This window comes from Enterococcus sp. C65 (assembly GCF_040887165.1).
In the GTDB taxonomy this organism is placed as follows: domain Bacteria; phylum Bacillota; class Bacilli; order Lactobacillales; family Enterococcaceae; genus Enterococcus_B; species Enterococcus_B hirae.
Genome location: NZ_JBFOFG010000005.1, coordinates 58,271 through 82,290 on the forward strand (window position 1 = coordinate 58,271; position 24,020 = coordinate 82,290).

The 24,020-nt window shown below is 34.1% G+C and carries 17 protein-coding genes and 1 pseudogene; 2 read left to right on the plus strand and 16 right to left on the minus strand.

Annotation, left to right across the window (positions count from 1 at the left end; translation table 11 throughout):
• From AB3I12_RS06840 to arsC, 12 genes and pseudogenes are all read right to left on the minus strand, one after another.
• Complete coding sequence (locus AB3I12_RS06840) at positions 1 to 1,779, minus strand: beta-galactosidase family protein (RefSeq protein ID WP_010738366.1); 1,779 nt, start codon at positions 1,777 to 1,779, stop codon at positions 1 to 3.
• An 834-nt stretch (positions 1,780 to 2,613) separates the two neighbouring features.
• Entirely contained in the window at positions 2,614 to 3,552 is a 939-nt protein-coding gene (locus AB3I12_RS06845; RefSeq protein WP_063626621.1) for a hexose kinase, read from the minus strand.
• 11 nt (positions 3,553 to 3,563) lie between these two features.
• Complete coding sequence (lacD, locus tag AB3I12_RS06850) at positions 3,564 to 4,571, minus strand: tagatose-bisphosphate aldolase (RefSeq protein ID WP_063626619.1); 1,008 nt, start codon at positions 4,569 to 4,571, stop codon at positions 3,564 to 3,566.
• 22 nt (positions 4,572 to 4,593) lie between these two features.
• Entirely contained in the window at positions 4,594 to 5,766 is a 1,173-nt protein-coding gene (locus AB3I12_RS06855; RefSeq protein ID WP_063626617.1) for an SIS domain-containing protein, read from the minus strand.
• A 12-nt stretch (positions 5,767 to 5,778) separates the two neighbouring features.
• Entirely contained in the window at positions 5,779 to 6,510 is a 732-nt protein-coding gene (locus AB3I12_RS06860; protein ID WP_010719963.1) for a GntR family transcriptional regulator, read from the minus strand.
• A 254-nt stretch (positions 6,511 to 6,764) separates the two neighbouring features.
• A pseudogene (locus AB3I12_RS06865) lies at positions 6,765 to 6,953 on the minus strand (transposase); the annotation flags it as partial.
• Positions 6,922 to 7,110: a hypothetical protein gene (locus AB3I12_RS06870; protein WP_063626615.1), complete on the minus strand. Its 189-nt coding sequence runs from the start codon at positions 7,108 to 7,110 to the stop codon at positions 6,922 to 6,924. The pseudogene AB3I12_RS06865 and the gene AB3I12_RS06870, both read right to left, overlap by 32 nt.
• A gap of 199 nt (positions 7,111 to 7,309) precedes the next feature.
• On the minus strand, positions 7,310 to 10,423 hold the full coding sequence (locus AB3I12_RS06875) for an AAA family ATPase (protein ID WP_063626613.1): 3,114 nt from the start codon (positions 10,421 to 10,423) through the stop codon (positions 7,310 to 7,312).
• Positions 10,413 to 11,015, minus strand: coding sequence for an ABC-three component system middle component 1 (locus AB3I12_RS06880; protein ID WP_063626611.1), 603 nt, complete (start codon positions 11,013 to 11,015; stop codon positions 10,413 to 10,415). Before AB3I12_RS06880 ends, AB3I12_RS06875 begins: the two co-directional genes overlap by 11 nt.
• Positions 11,016 to 11,030: 15 nt before the next feature.
• Positions 11,031 to 12,302, minus strand: a complete 1,272-nt coding sequence (locus tag AB3I12_RS06885; RefSeq protein ID WP_231105534.1) for an ABC-three component system protein — start codon at positions 12,300 to 12,302, stop codon at positions 11,031 to 11,033.
• 20 nt (positions 12,303 to 12,322) lie between these two features.
• Positions 12,323 to 13,387: a ComEC/Rec2 family competence protein gene (locus AB3I12_RS06890; RefSeq protein WP_063626610.1), complete on the minus strand. Its 1,065-nt coding sequence runs from the start codon at positions 13,385 to 13,387 to the stop codon at positions 12,323 to 12,325.
• Positions 13,388 to 13,836: 449 nt separating this feature from the next.
• On the minus strand, positions 13,837 to 14,247 hold the full coding sequence (gene arsC, locus AB3I12_RS06895) for an arsenate reductase (thioredoxin) (protein WP_010719969.1): 411 nt from the start codon (positions 14,245 to 14,247) through the stop codon (positions 13,837 to 13,839).
• Between the two features lie 522 nt (positions 14,248 to 14,769).
• Here arsC and AB3I12_RS06900 point away from each other — a divergent pair.
• Together AB3I12_RS06900 and AB3I12_RS06905 are read left to right on the plus strand one after the other, a co-directional pair.
• Complete coding sequence (locus tag AB3I12_RS06900; protein ID WP_063626608.1) at positions 14,770 to 15,465, plus strand: hypothetical protein; 696 nt, start codon at positions 14,770 to 14,772, stop codon at positions 15,463 to 15,465.
• Between the two features lie 408 nt (positions 15,466 to 15,873).
• Positions 15,874 to 16,563 carry a hypothetical protein gene (locus tag AB3I12_RS06905; RefSeq protein WP_231105533.1) on the plus strand — a complete coding sequence of 230 codons (690 nt, stop codon included), beginning with the start codon at positions 15,874 to 15,876 and terminating at the stop codon, positions 16,561 to 16,563.
• Positions 16,564 to 17,108: 545 nt separating this feature from the next.
• On the opposite strand, the gene AB3I12_RS06910 is transcribed toward AB3I12_RS06905, so the two are convergent.
• The 4 genes from AB3I12_RS06910 to sufB all read right to left on the minus strand — a co-directional run bounded on the left by AB3I12_RS06910 (position 17,109) and on the right by sufB (position 24,019).
• Entirely contained in the window at positions 17,109 to 18,833 is a 1,725-nt protein-coding gene (locus tag AB3I12_RS06910; RefSeq protein ID WP_010738374.1) for a DUF6119 family protein, read from the minus strand.
• Positions 18,834 to 19,156: 323 nt separating this feature from the next.
• Positions 19,157 to 21,832 carry an AAA domain-containing protein gene (locus AB3I12_RS06915; RefSeq protein WP_063626606.1) on the minus strand — a complete coding sequence of 892 codons (2,676 nt, stop codon included), beginning with the start codon at positions 21,830 to 21,832 and terminating at the stop codon, positions 19,157 to 19,159.
• 83 nt (positions 21,833 to 21,915) lie between these two features.
• Positions 21,916 to 22,173, minus strand: a complete 258-nt coding sequence (locus AB3I12_RS06920) for a hypothetical protein (RefSeq protein ID WP_063626604.1) — start codon at positions 22,171 to 22,173, stop codon at positions 21,916 to 21,918.
• Positions 22,174 to 22,627: 454 nt separating this feature from the next.
• Positions 22,628 to 24,019 carry a Fe-S cluster assembly protein SufB gene (gene sufB / locus AB3I12_RS06925; protein WP_010719974.1) on the minus strand — a complete coding sequence of 464 codons (1,392 nt, stop codon included), beginning with the start codon at positions 24,017 to 24,019 and terminating at the stop codon, positions 22,628 to 22,630.
• Between the last annotated feature and the right edge of the window lies 1 nt (position 24,020).

Genomic DNA, 24,020 nt, shown 5'->3' on the forward strand with positions numbered 1-24,020 from the left:
TTATCCTTCTTTCATTTCTTTATATAGTGGTGCTTTTACTAATTGGATCTCTGGTTGGAAAGTTCCTTCTGTTTCAAAAATCACTATTTCATTGTTTCCTTTTTTAAATAAGCTTTTCGGAATATATAGCGAAAGTGTTGGCCCAACTTCCCAAAAACGTCCAATATTGGTCTGATTAACAAATACGACACCTTTCCCAAATTTTGATAGATCAATGAAGCTATCCTCCACTTCATCAAGTGTTACTTCATAGCGATAAAAACTTGGCTGGTTAGGATGCCATTCCTTTGAAAAATCAACTTTCTCGCATGACTCTAGTGGTAAACAATACTGATTCCAATCAGTGATAAAATGTAGATCAGCCATGACCCCTGTACGAATTCCCTTTTTTTGTGTATCGGCTAATAATTTATGACCATAATTAACACGCCCCATATTTTCAATTAGAATATCTAATTGATTGTCTTCCTGAGGCATTGGAACAATGATATCTTCACCAATTTCTGTCTGATATTGTGTAGCTTGCAGTTTTTGATTTAAAAATAGTTGGCTACGGTCTCTTCCATCGATTACTCTCAGTCTTTCATGTTCTGCATCTTTTTTTATTGAGGTGCGATACAGAATATAACCTGTATTTTGTCCTAACATTTCCATCGTTTCTGGATATTTCATTTTTACTGATTGACTAATTGTATCTAATGTTGAAAATAAACTGACTTTATCAATTAATGGAATATCTTTCATTTCCATTGTGTCTTTTGTCAAAGGTTCCATTTGTTGGATATCAGGGAATGTTTCATGAATCATTGTCTGGATTGCATAATATTTTTCGGTTGGATTTCCTTGCTCGTCTAAGGGTGCTCCGTAATCATAAGAAGTAATCTGTGGCAAATCAATCACTCCTCTAGCTGAGCAACCATTCATAAATCCAAAATTTGTTCCTCCATGGAACATATACAAGTTAATACTTCCTCTCAGCACGACCTCTTTGATTGCCTCAGCTAATTCTTTTGCATCACGTTGTACAATCGGTTCCTTCCAACGATTAAACCAACCATCCCAAAATTCCATACACATTAAAGGCCATTTTTTCCCATGCTCATTGAAGAAAGCTTCCATTGAAGAAAAATTTTCTTCAGCCTTTGAACCAAAATTTCCAGTAACTAAAATATCTTCATCAATCATGCTGCCTGCTCTGAGTGTCGCTCGCCATGGTCCATCCGAAGTGAAAAATGGCACTGTTATTCCTCTGTCCAACATTAAATCACGTATCGAACGTAAATAGTCTTTTTCTTCTCCATAAGAACCGTATTCATTCTCAATTTGAATCATTAAAATATTTCCACCATTTGTCAGCTGATGCGGCACGATTTTTTTTATTAAAACATCATAATAATCCGCCACATGGTTCAAATAAACGGTTTCATTTGTTCGGATCCGAGTTCCCTCATTAAGTAACCAAGCAGGAAAACCACCAAACTCCCATTCTGCACAAATATATGGAGATGGTCTAACAATCGCGTATAGTCCTAATTCCTCAGCAATGGACAAAAAATGTTCTAAGTCCAAAATTCCCTCAAAATGGAAATCTCCTTTTTTAGGTTCATGTAGATTCCATGGTACATAAGTTTCAACTGTATTAAATCCCAATGCTTTCAGATTATATAACGAGTGATACCAATCGGCTGAATCCACTCTAAAATAGTGGATAGCTCCTGAGAGTATCTTAAAGGGCTTACCGTTTAGAAGAAAATCTTCTTTAATCTCAAATGTGTTCAAAAGCTCCCTCCTTCAATAAAAGCGTTTTCAATATATTGATATATCAAATAATTTGAAATAGAAAGTCAACCCTATCCAACATAACAGAACGTGTTAAAATCAAATTATACATACAAAACCAAAGACTCTAACGAAAAGTTTAATTCTTTGATGTTGTTTGAAGGGTTAATTTAGACATCCCAAAATGGCAATAAACTTTATACAGAAGCAGAATTAATATAAATATTTAACGTAAGCTCTATTACAGTCATTCGCTCCCTGAATGAATAAAGGATGGATTCATAATTCGTCATCAAGGTCGTGACTCATTTGTTTCACGTAAAGAAAAACTGGTCTAGTTTTCTGACATTGAATTATTCACTATCAGCAATGATCAAGTCCAAGTTTTATCAATCGCTCGAGGGAATGATCCACACTATTTAAAGAAGCTTGAACTGCCAGCCTTAGCATTTTATGATTGCATCAGACATTTACGAAAAACTAAAAAACTGCATATATCTATCAGCAAACTTATTTGCCCGAACAATATGTGGATCCTAATTGTCAAGAATTGTGTTATTACAATTCCAGCTGTCAGCGCTTTAAACAAGACTACAATATCCACATGAATGAGGAAGATTTTACGGAAACAAATAAAATTATATTTCCAACTCCTTTAAATGTTGCGAAATTATTAAAGATTCTTACCGATGAACCGACCGTTCTGCAAGTCCGAGTGACGAAACGTAGAGGTTCACAACAACTACTGGAGTACGTTGAATCCTACAAAAAATGGAACTTCTACCAAATTGAGTTGGTCTCAAAAAATCATTGATTTTATCTAGATCGATTTTTTCACTCAATCTTTTTTACAGTTATTTTTTCAATATGCGATTGAATATTCACCGGTGAAACATGACCTGTTTGTCCTTCTTGTGCATTAGCCATACCAGTAGCCATACAAAACTTCAAAAGTTCTATTTCATCCATTTCTTGTGATAGGCCGTAGGCAAATCCAGCGACTGTAGCATCTCCTGAACCAACTGGGTTGACTGCTTTTATCGTAGGGAGCGTAACTCGATAAAAACAATCTTTATGTTTTGCGAGAGCTCCAGCTTTTCCTAGAGAAACAATGATCCATTCAATACCTGCGAAGATAGGTTGAATCAATTCTTCCTGGACTTCTTCTAATCGATCAATCGAAAATGAATGTCTCAGTAGTGTCGATAATTCCTCAAGATTTGGTTTGATTAAAAATGGCTTCTGTTTGCCAGCTAAAACCTGATGCAAGCTTTCCCCAGAGGTATCGACAAGAACCTTTGCGGACTGCTCTTCTGTCAATTGGACCAACGTTTGGTAAAAATTTGATGGCAATCCTTTTGCAAGACTACCTGAGATTGTGACAATCTTTGCTTTTTTTATTAGCTCCTTGAAGTTTTCTAGGAAATTCTGCTGTTCTTCATAGGAAACTGTTGGGCCCGCTTCCAAAATCTCAGTTTGATTTCCTTCATGCAAAATAGCGATTGAATCCCGGCTTTCTTCTTTGATTTCTGTAAATTTCTGCTTAATACCGGCATGCTTTAATTCATCTGCAATAAACGCCCCATGAAACCCACCGAGAACTCCTGTAGCGAGTACATCCCCCTTTAGATCATGGATTACTCGGGTTACATTAAGTCCTTTTCCACCTGCTGTTTTATTAACTTGATCTGTTCGATTGACAGTATCCACATTCAAGGAAGCAAGCGGATAGGAAATATCAATTGACGGGTTCATCGTTACAGTTACTATCACGAGCTCTCCTCCTAGTTCACAGCTGCTTCTTTTTCAACTTGGACTTTGTCATACCAAGAACTGGCTGTTTGTGCCAAAACGTTGTTCAAGCTTTCGATATTTTCACGACCTTCACTTTTCAGCCAGGCACGAGCAGATTCTTCACCAGATTTGATAAACGGCTTCACACCATTTTTCCAAGTAGCTCTACCACAAAGCACACCATTAAAGGTCGAACCTGAATCTTTAGCAAAAAACAATGTTTGTTGGAATAGCTTCGTAGAAACACCGGCACTCAAGAAAATAAAAGGCAAATCTGTCGCTTGACTTTGTTCCAAGAAGTACTTTGCCGCCTCCTCTTTGGTATACGCTACTTCATCTGTACTGAAACCCTCTACAAAATTCATATTGACAGGAACTTCTACCTTTAAAACATCTACTTTGTACTGTGGTTTCGAAAATTCCTTCATCATGCTATTGACTTTATGCGGTTTTACTTTGGCATATTCAAGTGAATGAACATCTGAAATTTGAGTATCATATGATAGCAATTCTAAATAGAATGGCAAATCTTCTTCGGCACACTCGCTACCTAAACGTTCTACGAAGACATGCTTCTGATGATTGATTTCCGGATCTTCATCTACGTCATAATAAAGTAGAAACTTAATCGAATCGGCTCCTTGCTCTTTTAATCGTAAAACTGACCAATTTGCTAATAAATCAGGCAAGCGTCCCGGTGTTGTTACATCATAGCCGGTTTTTTCATAGGCCAACAACAAACCAGCATCTTCATGTCGTGCACTTGCAGCAGGAAGACCATATTCTGGGTCCAATAAAATAGAAGATGCATAAGGGGTTAATTCACTAGAAACTAACTCCTTGAAACGCTCAATCTGTTCATCATTTAATTCTACATTTAAGGCTTTGATCATTTTTTTTAATGCTCCGCGTTGATCAATCGCTAAGGCACTGATAATACCATCTTTTGTCGATAAACGATCCATTGCTGCTTTTTTTCCTCTGGTTAATGTAATCATGGTTCTTCCTCCCAGTTTATTTTTACTTATATTTGTGAATCGTTACACCTTTTACAACTCGGTTAACTGTTCCTGTTGGTGACGGTGTATCTGGTTTATTATTCACTTTAATCGATGATAACAAAGCGACTATTTGGGCAACCATGATATAGCTTAGTGCTAAATAGCCATCTGGCAGTAATTCGGCCTCAGTTGTAAACTCGAATTTATCGCCAGTGAAATTCCGTTGCCCTGGTTGAGTAATGGCGAACACTCCGGAAGCGATTTCATCTCCACGTACTTCTTCTAAGACATCCAAGTCGTAATCACGCGTGTAAGGATTATTATTAACAAAACCGAACATGATTGTTTTTTGATTAATAAACGACTTTGGACCATGGCGAAAGCCCATTGATGAATCAAAGATGGTAGCAATTTTTCCGGCTGTCAATTCCAGAATCTTCAATTGCGCTTCCCTTGTTAATCCAGCTAGACTTCCTGAACCAACATAAACAATGCGTTCAAAATCAAGCTGAACGATTTTTTCAATTTCATTTACTCGGGTAATTACTTCATTTCCTAAATTACTTAAAACCTTCAGGTATTGTTGTTTCTTCACTAATACTGTTTGATCGAATGTCAACAAAGCTCCTAAAGTCATGCAGGAAAAGCTACCAGTCATAGCAAAGCCACTATCATTGGAACGTGCTGGCATCAAGAATAAAAAACTATTGGAATCGGATTGACTAATTTGAGCTAGTTTTCCTTCTACAGCACACGTAATTGATAAATGATAGATCGTATCAACCACCTGATTTGCAATTTCAACTGCTGCCAAGCTTTCAGGACTGTTTCCACTCCTCGCAAATGATACAAGTAAAGTTGGTTCTTCTTTAATTAAATACTCTTCAGGTTCTGCGACAATATCAGTCGTTCCAATACTTTCAAAGCTAAATGCTTGGCGATCACCGTTCTTGCGCAAATAAGGAACTAATGTGTCTCCTACATATTGAGATGTTCCTGCACCAGTGAAGATTACACGTGTTCGCTGACCATTTGCCTTTTCTTTAACTATTGCAAGAAAATTATCTAATTCCTTTTGAACTGTTTGATAGTGATCAAGGGTTTCTTCCCAAAGTTCCGGCTGTTGGCGTATTTCGCGTGTCGTGATCTCAGCACCCAGCTGATCCAGTTTTTCTTTTCCTACTGTAAACATGTTTCGATTCTCCTAACTATTTCGAATATGGCGGATCTGATAATGAAATTGATCCGCACGGGCGACACTTAAAGTAAATTCGATAATTTCATTTTTCATATTATAGGTTTGACGTGCTAAATGAAGGACAGGTGCTCCTTCTGAGATTATCAGCTGTTTCGCATCTTCCTTTGAGGCAACACTTGCATATAGCTCTTCATCTGCTAATCGAACGGTCTGATTAAAATCCTCGGAAAAAAGATCATATAGAGGTTTGCTTCTTAAAAGCTGATCATTTAATGATAAGAAAAATTTGACTGGCAAATAGGTATCTTCGATCATAAGCGGTTCCCGATCAGCTATCCGCAATCGACTTAATTTGAAGACTACTTCTCCTAATGAAAGATTCAATTGTTTTGCAATAAATTTGTCCGCTTCAATTTTTTCAAAAGCTAAGATCCGCGTCTCAGCAGTTCTACCTAAACTTTTCATTTGTTCAGTAAAGCTATAGGTTCCTGCTAAATCTGCTACGTTCTTTTTGATATCGGATACAAATGTTCCTTTTCCATGTCTCCGATAAATATAACCTGTATTTTCCAACTCTTTCAAAGCTAATCGAACCGTTGTCCGACTAACTCCGTATTGAGCAGTTAATTCTCGTTCAGAGGGTAATTTATCATGGGGTATCATGTTACTTTCCATCTGATTTTTAAGTAAATCTACCAACTGATGATACAAAGCTTTGTTTTTAAAAGAATTTCCCATAGGTTTCTCCTTCTTTTAAACTGGTTATAACCACAAACTAATGGTAAGATGGTTTTTTTATTTTTGTCAACAAACAATCTGGAAAAAATTCTACAACCGTCTTAAATCGTTGATTTAGCAATGATTATTTTATTGAAATAATAAAACTATCCATTTTTAAGAAATTGTTCCTAGCGAAAATAACAGTCATAAGTGCTGAAATCTGATACCAGTTGAAAAAAATAGGAAATAAAAACCTACTAATCTTAGTATGTTTATTTGCTTAAAAAAGTTTTACCGTGACGAATCAAAATTCGCCGTTTGAAATGATAAAAATTTCGTTTAAATACTTTGATAGGCTTGTTTAAACATCCTAGTGGTCCATTTGAGTAATTGTAGCAGAAGGCATTTCGGATCTGTGTCAGAAACTTTCTAAATGTTCGCAAAGTTGTCGTATAGGTTTCGATTTCTCTGGTTAAATAGCCCCCAAATAGTGAATAATGTCTTTTCTATACCGTTTAAATCATAAAAAAGATATTGGCGAATTTCGCCAATATCAAAAAATGTAGAGCCTAAAAAAGCTTCTGCTTTCGTATAGGTAGTAGACAACTCTCCATCCAACCTATATATTCTTCCTATCTATATTTAATCTAGAAAAAAAGAATCAATCCCTTATTCGTTGGGATTGATTCTCTATTCGTCTCTTTTTTAACTTCTGTCGGCAATTTTTGTTTTATACTCTGAATCTTTCAGCTAACCTCAGCTCTCATCAAAGAGCTCCCTTTTTCACTTTTTCACTTTTTCTGACTAACTAAATTTGTTACAACTGATTCTCTGTATAATTCATTTCGATAAAACTGGCATTATGGTAATTGGCATCTAATTTTCTCTGACATAAGTCAAAAAACTGGCGGTTATGGGTGGAAAAGATGATCTGTGTTCCTAGCTTAAATGCAAGGATTCTTAATAGATCAATAAAGGATAATTCATTAAGACTATCTAAGTGTTGGATTGGATCATCCATGAAAATCGTATTCACTTTGTCTGTATTCTCTAGAGCGGTTCCTAGAAAAATACTTAAAGACAATATATTTACTTGGGCAGAACTTAGATATAAAATCGGGGCATCCTCTTCATCCTCTGTTCGTTTGCACATAATATCCAATCCTAATTTATCGGGATTTGCTTCATTGATTTTAAAACTAATCTTACGAAAATCAGGGTGAGGTTCGATCATTTGAAAAATCTGATTGACGGTATCTAAGTTAAATGTACTTTTGATTTGCTTTTTGATCTCGGTTAATTTACTGTCTTTTAATTCTTTTAGTTCTTGTACTTTGCTACTTAAGTGGTTATAGATTTTTTTTACTTTTGCTTGTTCGCTTCTTTTCTCTTCGATACCTGTTTCAGAGATAAAATCACTGGTAAGCCCAGATAGTTGACCCAACAGTTGATTTTTTTCCGTTAATTCGTAAATAGCTGTGGTCAACTTTTGCTTATTTTTTTCCAATTCTTCTGGTGCAATGATTACTTGGTCAAACAGCTGATAAGATATCTTTTCGATATATTTCCTCCGTACAACGAGCTGCCGAATCTGCTCTGCTTGGATTCGTTGTTCTTCTACTAATTCTGTTTTACTTTTCCCATTTACTTGTTCTAGTCGTTGTTCTTTTTCAGCAATAAGCTTGGTTTCTTGTTCATTGATTTTTTCTAACTCGCGTTTACATTGCCTTTTAAAATCAGAGATAGCAGAAATACCAAGCGCTTCATAAAACGCCTGTTCTTGCTGATAATATTGATACTGTTCGTTTCCTTTTAGATCATTTAAGCTTTTTTTTGCTTGTTGATAATGTAATTCGATCGTTTTGAGCGTATGAGTATTCTTGACATTCAGCTGTTCATTTTGATTGATTTTTTCTTTGATATTTTGGTATTCATTCGTTAATTTTACCAATTCCTCCTGTAGTGACTTTACTCTTTTCTGAGTTTCTTCAGCAATTTTTTCACAGTCAATCTCATATTTTTGGCTGTATTCATTTAACTTGTACCAGTGTTTCTCATTGGTTAAATACGCTTCTTCTTGTTGTTTTAATTTTAAGGTTACTTGTAACAGATCTTGGTCAAGTTGGTTGATTTCAGTTTCCTTAACCGTTATTTGTATCTGAATCTGTTGTTTTACTCCAGAAACTACATCAGTTAACCGCCTAGTTGATTCATCGATCATTCCTTCTAAGCGGCTGATTTCCTTCGTCAGTTGCTCAATCGGTAAAAGATCTGTCGTACTAGCTTCAATTTTTTGGATGATATGTTGAAATTCTTGATGATCATGGAGACATAATGGACAGACAGACGAAGACGTATCCGTTACGATAGAATAACCTAATTTTTTCAACTGTTCTAACTGACTGCCCAGATCTTCTAAAGAGGAACGTTCCTTCTTCTTTTGTGCTAAATCAACTTCCAATTTTTTTCTTTCTTGCCAAATGTCATCAAGTTGGCTTGTCTGTTCCAACAAAAATGAATAATCAGGATCTTTTGAATAGTCTTTTTGGCTTAACTGATGATCGTCTAAGTTTAGTAATGAAAACAATTTTGTCAACGTTAGCTTTATCTTACCTAACTTGGCTTCCAAATCTATTTTTTTCTTTTTCTGTTGTTTGATTTCATGATCAAGTAATTGTCTTTTCGCTTTAACATCGGAATAACTGTTTAATTCTTTGATTTCTGTTAATTGATTCGTCCGCAACGCTCGTTTATTTTGACACTCACTTAATGTTACTTCTTGCTCTTGATGCTCCTTTTGTAAAGTAATCAATGCTTGTTCACATTTTTTTCGTTGATTGATCCATTCATTGATTTCTCTATTACTGTTTTGTTCAGCCATTTCTAGTGCCTGAAAATCTGCTTCATGATTGATAAGAAAGTTACAACGCTTGAGATGGTTGCTCAAGTCTATTTTTTCGTCAAACAGTGCTTTCTTTTTTTCTTCGATTGTCTCAATTTCTGTCAAATGGGCTAACTTTTCGTTGACATCAGCAACCTGCTTTTCAGACCATTCGATCTGCTGCGGTATTTGTCGATACTCTTGGGTCATTGTGATTAAATTTTCTAGCTGTTGTCGCTCCTCTTCAAACTGGTTCAATTTTATTTGATTATTGCTTTTTAATTTGTTCGATTCGATATACAATTCTTGTAAACCTAATTGATTCTTTAACAATGGATCTTTTTTACTATTCTTTCCGTTTAACTTGGCATAATTTTCTTTCAGCTGGTTGATTGTTTGCCATATTTTTGCATTACTTTCGAGTTTTTCAATCTCTTTTGTTAGCTGATTCATTTTAGTTTCTTGTTGTCCTAATGCTTTATTCATTTCATTGACGAATAAGACTAGATTTTTATAATCCTCAGATACATTTTCTTTGTCCCAAAAATTACTTAAAGCATCATATCTTCCTTCGGCACTCTGTGATCGCAAAAAAGCATCGATTTGATTGTGTGTCAATAAATTTTTTTGTCGTAAAATCTTTAATTCTTTCGCTGTTAAATCAACCGTTTTTTTGGTCTCATTCCCTTCAACGTAATCCGTTGTTTGCTTTCCATTTAACTTTTTCGTTGTTAATGCATAAAAACTGCCATCATCAAATGCTAGTTCCACACTGCCCACTTCGGCTGAGGAATATTTGTTCTTTAAAATATACTTTCGCTCTTTGGAGGCGATATCACGGACATTTTTATTTTCATTCAGTCGACTGATTTCGCCAGTCAAGCTCCATTCGATGGCATCAAAAAAAGAGGTTTTTCCGGTTCCATTTGGCGCATACAAAACAATCAAATTTGATATTTCATTAAAAACAGGATTCACACAATCAAAATATTTTTGCCTTTCAAATGCTCGAAACGAATCAATTTTTATCCCTTTCAATTTAAGACTCATCGGTTCCTTCCTTTACGTTAAGATTTGACAGCTCATGTTTTATATACTCTTGTATTCGTGCTTTTTTCTCTTTTTTAGCCATCGTTTTTAATTCTGCTAACAAATGGATGATTTTCTCATCATTTTGCCGCTCATCCTTAGCCAGTTTCTTTACTGGTTTTGTCTGTTCCAGATTCAATAATAATCTTTTTTGAATTTTATTTTTTTGTGCTTCTTTTTGTGCTTCTTTTTGTGCTTCTTTTTGTGCTTCATTAGTAGCAAATTCTCGAAAATTATCCACGATCACCTTTCTGGTTGCATACTTGTCTTGTTCAATACTGGCTTTGATTGGCTTCGCTACTTTGGCTTTGACAAAAAGAAAAAAATAAATATTCCATCGTTCAATCTTCCTTTTTAATTGACTTTGAAAACTGTAGGCAATCTGATCGTTGATTTCTTCATAGTTGGCTAATAACTCATCTTGATTATCAAATACATAACAAAAAAAATGGATTCGATACTTTTCGTTTGCTTGTTGGTACGTGTAACAGGTCAATCCCGTCGTTTTTTCTATTATTTCATACGTAGTGATTTCTTTTAATATCTCTACCATTGTCATCTACCTCCATTAGTTTGCAATTTCTTCAAACAAACGAGTTAACTCCTCTGGAAACCTCTGAGAAAACTCAACGGCTGTTAACCCTTTTGTGTCGTGTAAAATCTGATCAATTTCATTTTCGATATAATCGACATGAACAATAGGAAATAATTTTTTTTCATTGGGATTATCAATCGTTAACCGATCAGAAACTTCTGGATGATCGATGTTCACGACGATTCCCTCAATTTGTTCTCGCTTGGCAATACTCCCACCCCGAAATTTTCTCCTTTGATTAGTTACAAACAAAACATCTTGTTTATCTAGCTTGTCATAAAGTGTACTTCTAAATAAACTCCCAATGAAACGGTCAAGTGTTAGATGATTTGTAAATAATACATGGATACCAGCTCTTTCCTTTTCCTGAGTGAGTAATTTGAAACAATCATCGATCTCAAAAGCAATATTTGTTTGTAATAACTTGTAAAGCAAGATCTCCAGCCAAGCGATCCACAAGAATTTATTGGTATAATCCTCATTTTTCTGAGAAGGAAGAAACAGATAATCACTTAACCGATTATGGATCAATTTAGGTGTTATGTCGGAAAAACATTCACGATAACATTTTTCAATCAGAAAAATCAGCTTATTTTCTTGTCCACCTACTTCTCGTAATTCATTTATGATAGATGTCAAATATTCACTAAAATCATTCAAGCAACGAGGTACCAGCATGATATCAAACTCTTCTAAAAAGAAAGCAACAATATGTGCGATATGAATCCCTTCAACAATTCCTTGTTGCCCCGCTGACTGAAGTTTCGTAATAATCCCAGTCAAATAACACTTACCTTCTCTTTCGACGTACACTCCTGATCCTGAGCAACCTCGCATGTTCTCATACTCCGTGTTGTTAGACGATCCTATTTCATTGTCCAGTACCAATTTAAAAATATCTGGCTTACTGATTTGAGTTGCCTTTCCTCGATAAGGAGTTCCACCGTCTTCTTTCATACACTCTGGATAACCATAAAATACGATTTCTTGCTTATTTTCTGGTTCCATTATAAGCAGTTCAGGATAACCTTTTTTTACCTTCACTTTGATAATCGATAAATCTAGACTATCTGAGCATCTTGGTGGTTCTAAGATTTCTAGTTCAGATTGGGTATAATCAAATAGTTTGAAGTCATTAATTGTTTCCCCAACCACACAATGTTTTGCGGTGATCACAAAACCCGTTTCACAATCCTGCTGATACAATAAACCTGAACCATAAGTATTGGTTCCTCTAATATTCACTGATAACTCTTCAAAATCATTCATATGTCAATCGTTAGTACCCTCTCATTCATTTTTTTCTTGATCAATTGAATCCCGTATTTTTTTATTTCTTCATTTGTAAATAACCCCTCACTCGCATCAGAATAATTAAAATAAAAATTCGTTGGTCGTTTTTTTGTGTAGTTGTGGTAAACAATCCTTGATAAGGCTTCTTTGTGCGGAAAACCATGACGATTCCCCTTATTTGAACTAATCAAATAATTTTCACATTCAATCTGTTTTAATAAATCGTCACTAGTATTCGCTTTACTCCCATGATGAGCCACTTTTACCAAGTCAAAATGCAGCTCTTTTTCCCCATATAGTTCTTTTAACTTCGCAGTGACAGTACTTGGATGAGCATCTGCTAGCATCAACAGTCGTTTGCCTTCATACTCCAATATAAAGCTAATACTGCTCCCATTTGCGACAGCGCGATCTTCTTGGAAAGCTTTTTTGATCAGTTCTTCTACGCTTCCCTGATGATTGACATTTCGACCGCTGATCAGTTGATCCCTGGTTTCTTTTTGAGTTGCCTTTTCCCAATCTGTATATAATTTCCTTAGACTTGCTTCATCAGGTGTCAAAATCGTCATTTTTGCCCCATTGAGTAATTTGGGCTGACAAGAATTGTCAATAACTGTCATCTTTTCAATCCTCAAATTCTCCAAATACCGATCGAAAGACTCCCCTTGTTTAAAACTAATCTCTGACTTTTCTTGAACGATCTCCAGTTGATCATCATAAACAACCTTTGTATCAAACTTTTGCGATAACAGCTTTCTAGAATTAAAAAACACTCGTTTAATACATGACTTATCAAAACTCGACTGAGAAAACAAACTCAAAAATCCCCGAATATGATCGGCATCAATATGTGTCAAAACCAGTAAGTCAATGCACTCGCCTTTCTGGCTAATTGTTGCAATTTCCTCTTTCAACTGCCTAACAACTTGTTGTCCTTGACCTCCATCGACAAACAGATTCGTCCGTTGATCTTCTTCTCCATACTGAACGATCAAACAATCGCCATCATAAGCAGGTAAAGCTTTCACTGTAATCATTTCTCTTTCATTGCAGTCCTGTCCCTGCAACCTCCTCCTTCTTCTGCTTTCTTTTCGCTGATCTTGTTATTCTTTACTAACCAAAATCACACACAATAAACTTCTATTCATTTGTTATTGGCGATGGAATTCAGCTGACAAGAAGAGCTTTCAGTCCATTAGTTAATTGCGCGAAATACACTCTTTTCTTTCTTATCTTACTCCCCATAACATTGTTATTGTAAATAAATTTTGATTTTTAAACGCCAATCATTCTCATAACCAGAAATAATTGCTTGATTCATAACTCGCCAAATAATTGAGAAGGCGACAAAAAAATATCGCAAGCAAAAAAAAGCCAGCAAGACCATTTTAAGGCTTGCTGACTTCAATTCTTGATTGTTAAAATTTAGCACTATACAGACAAATGAAGTTCAAATGATCACTCAATTCCCAAAAAATACTGACTCTCACTGGTTCTTGAGTTCAATTACCATTGCTTTAATTCTATCTCTTGTTTTTCTAAAAGCTGATGCTATTTCTGCTTCAGTTCCAACTGCTTGTGCGGGGTCTGTTAAATCCCAATGAATGTGCTGAACACCTACAGGAATCGTCGGACATTTATCTTTTGCATCTCCACAAAGCGTAATAATCAAGTCTGCTTGTGTAAAATAATCCTGATCGATCAAATCAGACGTTTGGTTTGAAATATCAATTCCATCCTCAGCCATAACCTGAACCGCTCGTGGATTCAGTCCATGAGTTTCAATACCTGCGCTTTTAATTTCCACATCCGAGGCAGATAATAATTGACGTGCATATCCTTCCGCCATTTGGCTACGACAAGAATTTCCCGTACATAAAAAATAAATTTTTTTCATTCTTATTTCTCCTCCTGGATATGAGCATTCAATATAGCTCGGTCATTATTTTATTCTCTAACTAAAAGCAAGCATACAGGAATTTTTGTAAGAAAGCATCAAAAAAGAGTGAAATGATTGAAAAGTTACGTCATCAATTATCAGTTTGGTATGTTTTGGCCATCAGTTCTGATCTTCTTTTTACCTGACAATTAATAAATGTCATTATCCATGGATCGTCTAAAATTGAAGAAAATTCATCATATTCGATGTCATGAATCGCTTCCTAAAAGGATTTTTTACTAACGAATGCTAAATGAACGCTTTGTTTTAAACAGCAGTTTGACGAACCTTATTCTATTGAAAGAAGCTAGAATAACCGTAGCTATTAGCACCCCACCCATAATTTCACTACATTTGGTTTTATACTAAAAAAATGAAATAAATTGATTGATTGAACACATTGAAACCTAACCTTGTTCCTTTAAACTTAAATTGTAAGCGAAGATCGTTTACATAAATTATATTAAAGGGAGGAATACCATGAAAAAAAAATTACCATTGGTCAGCCTATTGTTTGGTTTCATTGCTTTAATGTTTTTCTTACCACTAACCAAAACACACGCTGATGTCACCGTAACAAACGATTGTACAGATCCGTCACATTCATTTACAGCTTCCATTAACGCAGATAATGGAAAAGATGTCTCGTCAGACTACTACAAAGTAACAGTTGGACAAACAGAATCTTGGCGCAGAAATGATCCTAGAGGCCATATTTTAGCCATTGTTTATTTAGAACAACTTAGGACCTACTATACTCCAACTAACGCCGCCTACTCTTTTAAAGATGGAAAACTTTATTCCCAAGGTAGCACAACAGAAATCACTCCGTTAAAAGTTGAAACAAATTCGCTTGTTACGCGAAGCATGAACGTTAACATGATTAATCTTTCCACAAGTCTTACAACAGTATCGTTAAGTAAATGGAAAAGTGGCGGATCGACAGACTACTTTACGCTAAACCACCTTGATAGTGAAACTTGGAGCAGAAATGATGATCCAAGAGGCTTTTTAGTTTCAGTCCTATATAATGGCGGATTCTCAAAAGAATACATATATTATTTACCTAGCATACAATACCTAGGCTACAAAAATTTTCTGACAATCAGAAAAGATGCTATCTATGATTGGGATGAAACGCAGAAATTAAAAGTAGTTAATGTGATTGACTACTAAGCATGAAGAACCATTAAAGCGATCGAATAATAACTAATGATGAGCCTAGGGAGAAAAGATGCCCTAGGCTTTTTCATTAAGTACAAAAATAAATAACCAGTGTTTTGAAGTTGAACTTCACACAATAGAAATACCGTCTTCTAAAGTATAAAAAACGTTTATAAAGACTATCCGCTTATTCACTCATCTTACAGTACTTTTTCCACCCTCTTGCTAGATTTCAGCCAGCTCCTCAACTATTCAAGAACTGATCGATATTCCAAAGAAAAATTCCACTATACTTGACTCTAAAATAAAAAAAATGAATAAAATAGTAAATTAGAATCATTGAAAAATAGTCTGCATCCTTTAGACTTAAATTGTAAGCGAAAACGTTTACGACTATATTATATTAACAGGAGGAATATCATGAAAAAAAAATCATCACTGGTCAGTTTATTAATAGGAATGGTCGCTTTAGCCATCTTTTTAATACCGACCAAAGCAGCACATGCTGACGTCACTGTAACAAACGATTGTACGGACTTTTCAAGCATCCAGGCTTCAATTAATGCGAATTCTTCAGGACAGGGTAACACAAATTACTTCAATATTGAACCTGGTCAATCAGACTCTTGGAGTAGACTTTCTCGTACTGGGTTTATCTTGGCGATTGTCCATAAAGGAATGCTAAGAACCTATTATACGCCAACGAGTGCTTCTTACTCTTATAAAGATGGTAAACTTTATCAAAAAAACAACTCAGCTGAAATCACACCATTGAAAGCCGTAGTATTCTCTGAGGAAAAAGCTACTAAAATTGTAAATATGGTCAATCTCTCTGATGGAACAGTTCAGGTTGCATTAAGCAAATGGAAAACTGGCGGGTATGCAGATTACTTTGAACTTTCTCGTCCAGCCGTTGAGAGCTGGAGCAGAAACAATGATCCAAGAGGCTTTTTAGTTTCATTGAGAGCTAAAGGCGAAATGAATGAATACATATATTATTTACCTAGCATTGAAAATATCGGTGGAAATTATTTAACTATTAAAAACCAAGCCATCCTTGATTGGGATGAAAGAACTCCATTAAAACTTGTAAATGTTATTAAATATTAATTTATAAGCAAATAAACCAAAAGAGACTGGGCCAAAAAATTGACGGCTCTATAATTTATGGGACTGAAAAATCAAAATTGATTCTTCAGCCCCATTTTCATTTTTGCTATAAAAAAACATATCGTTCTCTAGTATGATTAAATCACCAAAACCTAACCAACTGAGAGGACGATATGCTCTATAAATGATTTCAACAAAAAAATGCTAAAATTAATAGATAAAAATTTAACAAAATTCAAATAAGAACTGAGCTAGAATGATGGTCCTTTTTGATCCAGATTTGATTTTGTATCATTCATATTTTTTAAATAAAGAGTAAAAAAAGCCAGTAAAACCTGCCATTAGATATTTCTAGCTAAAAAATTTTAATTTTTGCAGATTATTCCACATTAAAAATACCTTCTCAATCAGTCTCATTAACCATCAAATCAAGTAATTAAGAGTCCATATAGTAGTTTAACGAGTTAATGGTTATCAAATTAAAATGATCAAAATCTGGTCATTTTAGATATGTTATTAGGAACAATACTTAATGTAAAAGTCTACTAAAATTGATCTTTTTTATTAACTTGAAGGTCTTTCCCCATATAAATTTTTGGTGTGAAATTATTTTCTAATATTGAACTATACCAATCAACAATCTTTAATTTTAATAGAATTGAACCTATTTGATTGAAGTCAAATTTCTTTTCTTCTGTCATCTTTACATATTTTTTTGTACTTTGTAACCACAACACTGAGGAAATCCTAGAATTTAAAATTTTCTCAATATTTTTTTTCTGAATATGAGGAAATTTACCTTTATCTTCATCTGTAGATGCTTTTCTATCATTATATTTTAATAACTCTTCTTCTACATTAAACTCAGTAATATTTCTTAATAATTGAAGTGATAATATAGATTGCTCAAAGCTATACATACTATTTGATGTATCCATTCCTCTTTTGATTGCTATTAACTCCTTGGTATCCTTTTTGTATACATCTGCTATTTCTATTGGAACTCCGTTGTAATTAATGTTTCTTTGATGTAACTTTATATAATTTTTATTCTCACTTAGTTTTTCAATATACCCACCTTCTCCTTTTAGCCTTCCTTCACCAGAAGAATAGTATATATTAAACTCTTCATTATACTCAATAACTCTATTTATCTCTTCTAATTGTTTTTTTAATAACTCTGAAAATTTATCGTTAAAGTATCCCCAAAATCCTGAATCCAAAGTATATAACATATTATTATATTCTAATTCACAATAAATCCATTCTTTTAATAGACGATTTTCAATTACATGATGTTCATGATTAGTCACTCTAATTTTCAGATCTGTTAAAGAAGTTATTTTTTCATTGTATTTACGAATGTATTCCAGTATAGAACTGTCGTAAGGTTCTATCTCTTCTTTCGTTTCTTTCAAATGCTTACTAACATATATCTCTAAATGGTTATTCTCCGAATATATATTAATCGAATTATTTACTAAGTGTATTTTACTCACGTCCAAAGCTATACCAATTTCATTGACATCATTTACTATTCTTTCTATAACTTCTTCATCCAATGATCCTGATAATTGAGAACTTTTCGCAATCCTTTTCTTTCTAGGTAAAATCGATTTATTTTCTTTTAAAGTTAAAGCTTTATCTACATTTTTTAATAATTCAGATAATTGATCAAATCCTTCTTTACTATTTATATCAAAATTTTTCGGAAAAGATACACCAGTTCCACAGTCAATAGAATTTCCATAAAAACTAAAATCTGGTTTTCCACTTATATAAGCATAGCTTTCACTTGCTTTAGGAAATTCTCCTTGATCTTTCTTATAATTAGTGATACCTTTCATTTTATTTTTTTGAATATAACTCACATTTTTTAAAGTAATATGCTCATTTTTGATGGTCTTTTCAGCAAACTTCAAGCCAAATTCTTCGTCAATAAACTTTTCAAGAACTCTAAATCCTTGACTTAACGAATGTGCATATAAGTTATTCGGAGTTTTTAGTATAATAACTGCATTATATTGATATAAAGTATCATCTATAATATTATGCTCTTTATAGTCTGCTTTACCAACATTAAAGAAACGTAATAATTCAGAAAGCCATTCTATCTGTTTCTTTTCATGACTCTCAAAGAAGAAAAACAATTCTAAATTATTTTTTGGCTCAGTTCTACTTTCTCCTATTTGTATATAACCATTTTCATTAAGTATCCTAGAAACCTCAGAAAAATTATTTGTTCTACATTTAGATAGTATAAGCTTCATTTTTTCATTTCCTTACATCACTTTATTTGTAAATATTAATTCCTATTTTTTAATACAAATATTTCCTTCCCCGAGGAACATCAAATTTATTTCTTATATAACCCAATGTATTCTTGTAATATTCCATATTTCTTTCCTTTTCTATATTTTTTAAGATTTTTAATTCCAACTGTAGTAATGCTGACAAGTCTTTATTATTTGATACACCGTAAAACCTCGAATTGACCAATTTCTTTCTCTAATCGGATTCGTCTTATATTGCTAACGATTACATTTTCTTTATAAATAACTTTCCTATAAACTGAGCAACTACTCATTTCAAATTAGGCACCACTCTTATTCATACACTCGTTTAAAAATTTTTTTGTTTTTCTCTCGATATTTCCTTCAATTGTCTTCAACCTAAGCAAAGGAATTTCAGCTTTTTCTAAAATAATATTTTTAAGCCTGTCACGTTCTTGCTGCACCTTATCATCATGACTACTTCCATCCACTTCAATCACTCCAATCGGAATCTTGCCGATCTTATAATAAATGACAAAATCACAGCTCGATTTTTGCTTCATGAATTCTATCTCTCTATCAGTAAATGAATTATTTTTAATGGAGACAAGTTGGATTAACTTGATCTGCATATGAAACGTCAAAGAAGCAAATTCATCTGTCCTTAAAATATCCCTCAACAAGGCAGCCATAATCCGCTCAGATTTGAAATATGAGTCCTTTAAATTTAATTGAGTATTTAATTTTTCCAGAGAACGATCATATTCCTTATATAATAAATCGAATGCAGAAATTACTGGACTATCATAGATGTATTGATCAGAGGCATAGTACTTAATATATCTAACTAAAGCTGCCAAACTTTTATTATTCTTTGTAAACACTTGATTACCAGTTACTAAAGTGAATTTATTGATGGCTCTAGAAACAGCTACATTCACCAAATGCGGATTATCAACAAAATCAATCGATGCTTGACTGCTTTTTTTCTTATCCAAAACTGTTGAAAAAATAATCTCTTTACATTCTCTTCCTTGAAATTTATGAATGGTTGCTCTAGCAAACTCTTCTGGTAGATACTTTCCTGCTAAATTCACTTGATTGTTATAAGGAGCAATAAATCCGATGTCTTTCTCATCTGACCAGCCAACTTCTACTAAAGACTCAATTTCCCGCAAGTTAGCTCGTTTTCTTGTATGATTTCCTTTAGATGTGGTAATTAGTTCAATGGATGCTTCTCCTTCATCGATAGTCATAGGAATTAATTGATTATTGTAAAATTGCTGATTGCAAAATTGGATAATTTTAGGATGGCATCTATAGTGCTCTTTCAGCAAAGTAATCGGCACTTTCTCTTTAAATACATTGATAAAAGAATCCAGTAAACTATATTTTGTACATTCGTAATCATTAGAAGGCGCCTTGATTTCTGTCTTTTCAGGTATGTGAGGAAGTTGTTTGCGATCACCCACCACAATAATATTCTTTGCACAGCCCAGACTCAAAATCCCCGGAACGATATCTTGCTGTGATGCTTCGTCGATAATGATATAGTCTAATATCGCTCCCTCTGCTATAGAATTAATAATCGAATGTGTACTACTGCCAATCACTGGAAAACGTTTAATAAAATTACTGAACTCCTTTTTATAGCTATCTGCGGTAAAATTTGAATTAGATGGAATTGATTTTGATAATTGTTGCTTGAGAAATTGCATTGATTTATTCGTTAACTCTTCTAATAATTTTTCGAAATTATCCCTATTCAAATCGTTCTTATATTTTTGTAATTGCTGCTCTTTTTGTTGTAACGTTTTTTCATAATAATGAAATTGTAGAGAATAAATAAAATTTATTCGTTCAGTATAAGTATTTAAAAACTTAGTTCTAAATATTCTAAACCCTAGCAATAAGCGGAATCTCTCTTTAAAAGAAAATTTTATTTGAGAAAGATAATTCATATATGCAAGTAAATCAGAAGTTTTCTCTGGACTTAATTTGTATCTTTCGACATCCATTAACTCTACAAGTGTATTTTCTTCATGCCATTCTTCTAAGTACTTTTTCTCAACAAGCAGCTCGCTGATTTCTGCGGTCAATTGCGCTACTTTATTTTGTGTAGCCAGACTTGCTTTCACCTTCGCTAAAATATCATCAATTTCCTTTATAGGAGTAGCTGCAGAATTTGAATTATAACGAGGAACTTCTTTTACCCCTGCAAAGAATTCTGTCCTATTAGTTGAACAACCTAATTTCGCAATAAGGTAGTCTAGTTCTTTTTTAGCCATCTTCTCATACACATTTTCAACTGCTGGGTTGTTATTTGAAACAATTGCAACAGATTTTTTATTTATTAAAATATTTGCAATGATATTTAAAATAGTTTGTGTCTTTCCTGTACCAGGAGGACCTTCAATAATACTAATTTGAGAGGAAAAAGCATTTTCAACAGCTTTTAATTGACTCTCATTCAATCCAAAGGGAAAAATCAAATGTTTCAAAGAATTTCTAGCCTCATTTTTACCATAGCAATACGAATGCAACGCGGTTCCTTTATAAGGAGTGATTTTTTCCAATTGCCTCTTGATGTTTTCGGCCATAGATTTATTTGATGGACTAGCATTACGAACACGCTCTTTGACAATTTCAGTAAAATAAGAAAATATATCCTCATTTTTCAAATCAGAACTCGCAATAATACTTACTTTTTCTGACTTCATGACATACTTTTTTTGGTCATTTGGATAGTTTACAACAACATACTTATTCCCGTATTCAGTGGCTTTATCTATTTGTTGATAAACATTTTCTTCTTTAGATAAAAGACCTGCATGTATCTCTTTTTGTGGTGTAATTTTACATAAATCTAATGGCTTCCAAAACGATTTACCTGACGGGAAATAAACAGTTATCATTAGTTTATTGTCTTTTTCCCAGAGCTTCCAATCAATTATTTGATTCGTTTTGTCTTGTCCATTCATAGATATGGAAAACATTTAGATCATACCACCTCAATTTCAGACTATATGCTTATTCTAGATTATTGGGAATAAAAGATTTAACTGGAATTCAGAGCCACTCAACTTTTCTTGATAACTTCTTCTACTGTACTTGAAACATATTCCATTTTTTCAAGTTCAAATGCTTCCATCTCTTGTGCATGTTGTTCTGCTAGACATTTTATACTAATAATAATTGCATTTATTTCATTAATATCTTCTAAACTGATTGAATTTAATGTCAATCGTTCATAGGACATCTGGCTTAATGCTGAAAGACAGCTACTTAAACTATATGAATCAGCTACTAATTTATCGAGATCTACATTTTTTTCCATGAAAGATACTCTCCATTCTTTTATCTAGTTAAGGAACGAAACATCATTATAAATTTAGATTAGAGCTGTTGCTTATCTTAATTAACTAATTCGGTATTAAAACTATTGAATCAAATCTTTACTATTAAATAACTGTATATGCTATCAAATTACGTTTATATAAATGATTAACATAAGTTGATACTAGTTCGTATTAAGTGACTTTCTCGTAGAATTCAGAAATATTAAGTTATATGGATACTTTTTGTTCATGTTAGCATATTTCCCTCAATTATTTTCTTCTTTTTTCAACTTATTTCATTTAATTTTTTATTTTATCTTGCAAATATTTGATAAAATATTTCATTTTTTCTATAGCATTTAACTTTTAAAGCTATCTTCTTTGCAAAGATGACTGAACTAACAAAAAAGCTAGAAACACCCTAAAAAGGTATTTCTAGCTTATGGTATTCATTTAACCCACGGAACCTTCCATCTCATAACTGATCAAACGGTTGAGTTCGACTGCGTATTCCATTGGGAGTTCTTTGGTGAATGGTTCGACGAAGCCCATGACGATCATTTCAGTGGCTTCGGATTCGGTTAGGCCTCGGCTCATAAGATAGTAGAGTTGTTCTTCTGAGATTTTTGAGACTTTAGCTTCGTGTTCCAAAGAGACTTGGCTGTTGTGGATCTCGTTGAATGGGATCGTATCGGATTTGGAGTATTCGTCCATGATGATCGTGTCGCATTCAATGTGAGAGATAGAACCGGCGCTGTTTTTAGCGAAGGTTACTTGTCCTCGATAGTTGACTTCGCCACCGTCTTTTGAGATTGATTTGGAGACGATGGAGCTTGAAGTGTTTGGTGCGTTATGGATCATTTTCGCCCCAGTATCTTGGATTTGGTTTGCGCCAGCAAATGCAATGGAAAGCATCGTGCCACGCGCACCTTTGCCGTCTAGGTAAACACTTGGATATTTCATCGTTGTTTTAGCTCCTAGGTTGCCGTCGATCCATTCGACTGTGGCACCTTCGTAAGCTTTGGCTCTTTTGGTTACTAAGTTATAGACATTGTCTGACCAGTTTTGGATCGTGGTATAGCGACAATAGGCGTCTTTTCGGGTGAAGATTTCAACGATTGCTGCATGAAGACTGTTACTTGAATACGTTGGTGCTGTACAGCCTTCGACATAATGGATGCTGGCTCCTTCGTCAACGATGATCAATGTTCGTTCGAATTGTCCGGTATTTTCGGCATTGATCCTAAAGTATGTTTGTAATGGAACGTCGACTTTTACCCCTTTAGGTACATAAATAAATGTTCCTCCTGACCAAACAGCTGAATTTAATGCAGCAAGTTTGTTGTCAGTGGGTGGTACTAATTTGGAAAAGTATTCTTTGAATAATTCAGGATATTCTTTCAATGCAGAATCAGTATCGGTGAAGACGATCCCTAATTTTTCAAATTCGTCTTTCATGTTGTGGTAAACGACTTCTGATTCATATTGAGCAGAAGCACCTGCGAGGTATGCTCGTTCTGCTTCAGGAATCCCGATTTTTTCAAAGGTTTCTTTGATTTTATCAGGTACATCTTCCCAATCTCGGGCAGGTTTATCACTTGGTTTTTGGTAATATTTTATGGCATTAAAGTCGATGTCAGACAGGTCTGGTCCCCATTTTTGCATGGGCATTTTATTGAATGTTTCCAAGGATTTCAAACGAAATTCTAACATCCATTCAGGTTCACCTTTGATTCGAGACATTTCTCGAACGACTTCTTCAGTTAAGCCTTCTCCTGTACTGAAAACTGGTTCCACATCATCGTGAAAACCAAATTTATATTCTTCTAATTCTGGTACACCCATG

Coding starts and splice junctions, on each gene's coding strand:
- AB3I12_RS06880 (WP_063626611.1), bottom strand. CDS start 11,015: ATGGTAGAGATATTAAAAGAAATCACTACGTATGAAATAATAGAAAAA.
- AB3I12_RS06915 (WP_063626606.1), bottom strand. CDS start 21,832: ATGTTTTCCATATCTATGAATGGACAAGACAAAACGAATCAAATAATT.
- AB3I12_RS06860 (WP_010719963.1), bottom strand. CDS start 6,510: ATGGGAAATTCTTTTAAAAACAAAGCTTTGTATCATCAGTTGGTAGAT.
- AB3I12_RS06905 (WP_231105533.1), top strand. CDS start 15,874: ATGAAAAAAAAATCATCACTGGTCAGTTTATTAATAGGAATGGTCGCT.
- sufB (WP_010719974.1), bottom strand. CDS start 24,019: ATGGGTGTACCAGAATTAGAAGAATATAAATTTGGTTTTCACGATGAT.
- AB3I12_RS06920 (WP_063626604.1), bottom strand. CDS start 22,173: ATGGAAAAAAATGTAGATCTCGATAAATTAGTAGCTGATTCATATAGT.
- AB3I12_RS06855 (WP_063626617.1), bottom strand. CDS start 5,766: ATGTTTACAGTAGGAAAAGAAAAACTGGATCAGCTGGGTGCTGAGATC.
- AB3I12_RS06890 (WP_063626610.1), bottom strand. CDS start 13,387: ATGATTACAGTGAAAGCTTTACCTGCTTATGATGGCGATTGTTTGATC.
- AB3I12_RS06910 (WP_010738374.1), bottom strand. CDS start 18,833: ATGAAGCTTATACTATCTAAATGTAGAACAAATAATTTTTCTGAGGTT.
- AB3I12_RS06875 (WP_063626613.1), bottom strand. CDS start 10,423: ATGAGTCTTAAATTGAAAGGGATAAAAATTGATTCGTTTCGAGCATTT.
- AB3I12_RS06900 (WP_063626608.1), top strand. CDS start 14,770: ATGAAAAAAAAATTACCATTGGTCAGCCTATTGTTTGGTTTCATTGCT.
- arsC (WP_010719969.1), bottom strand. CDS start 14,247: ATGAAAAAAATTTATTTTTTATGTACGGGAAATTCTTGTCGTAGCCAA.
- lacD (WP_063626619.1), bottom strand. CDS start 4,571: ATGATTACATTAACCAGAGGAAAAAAAGCAGCAATGGATCGTTTATCG.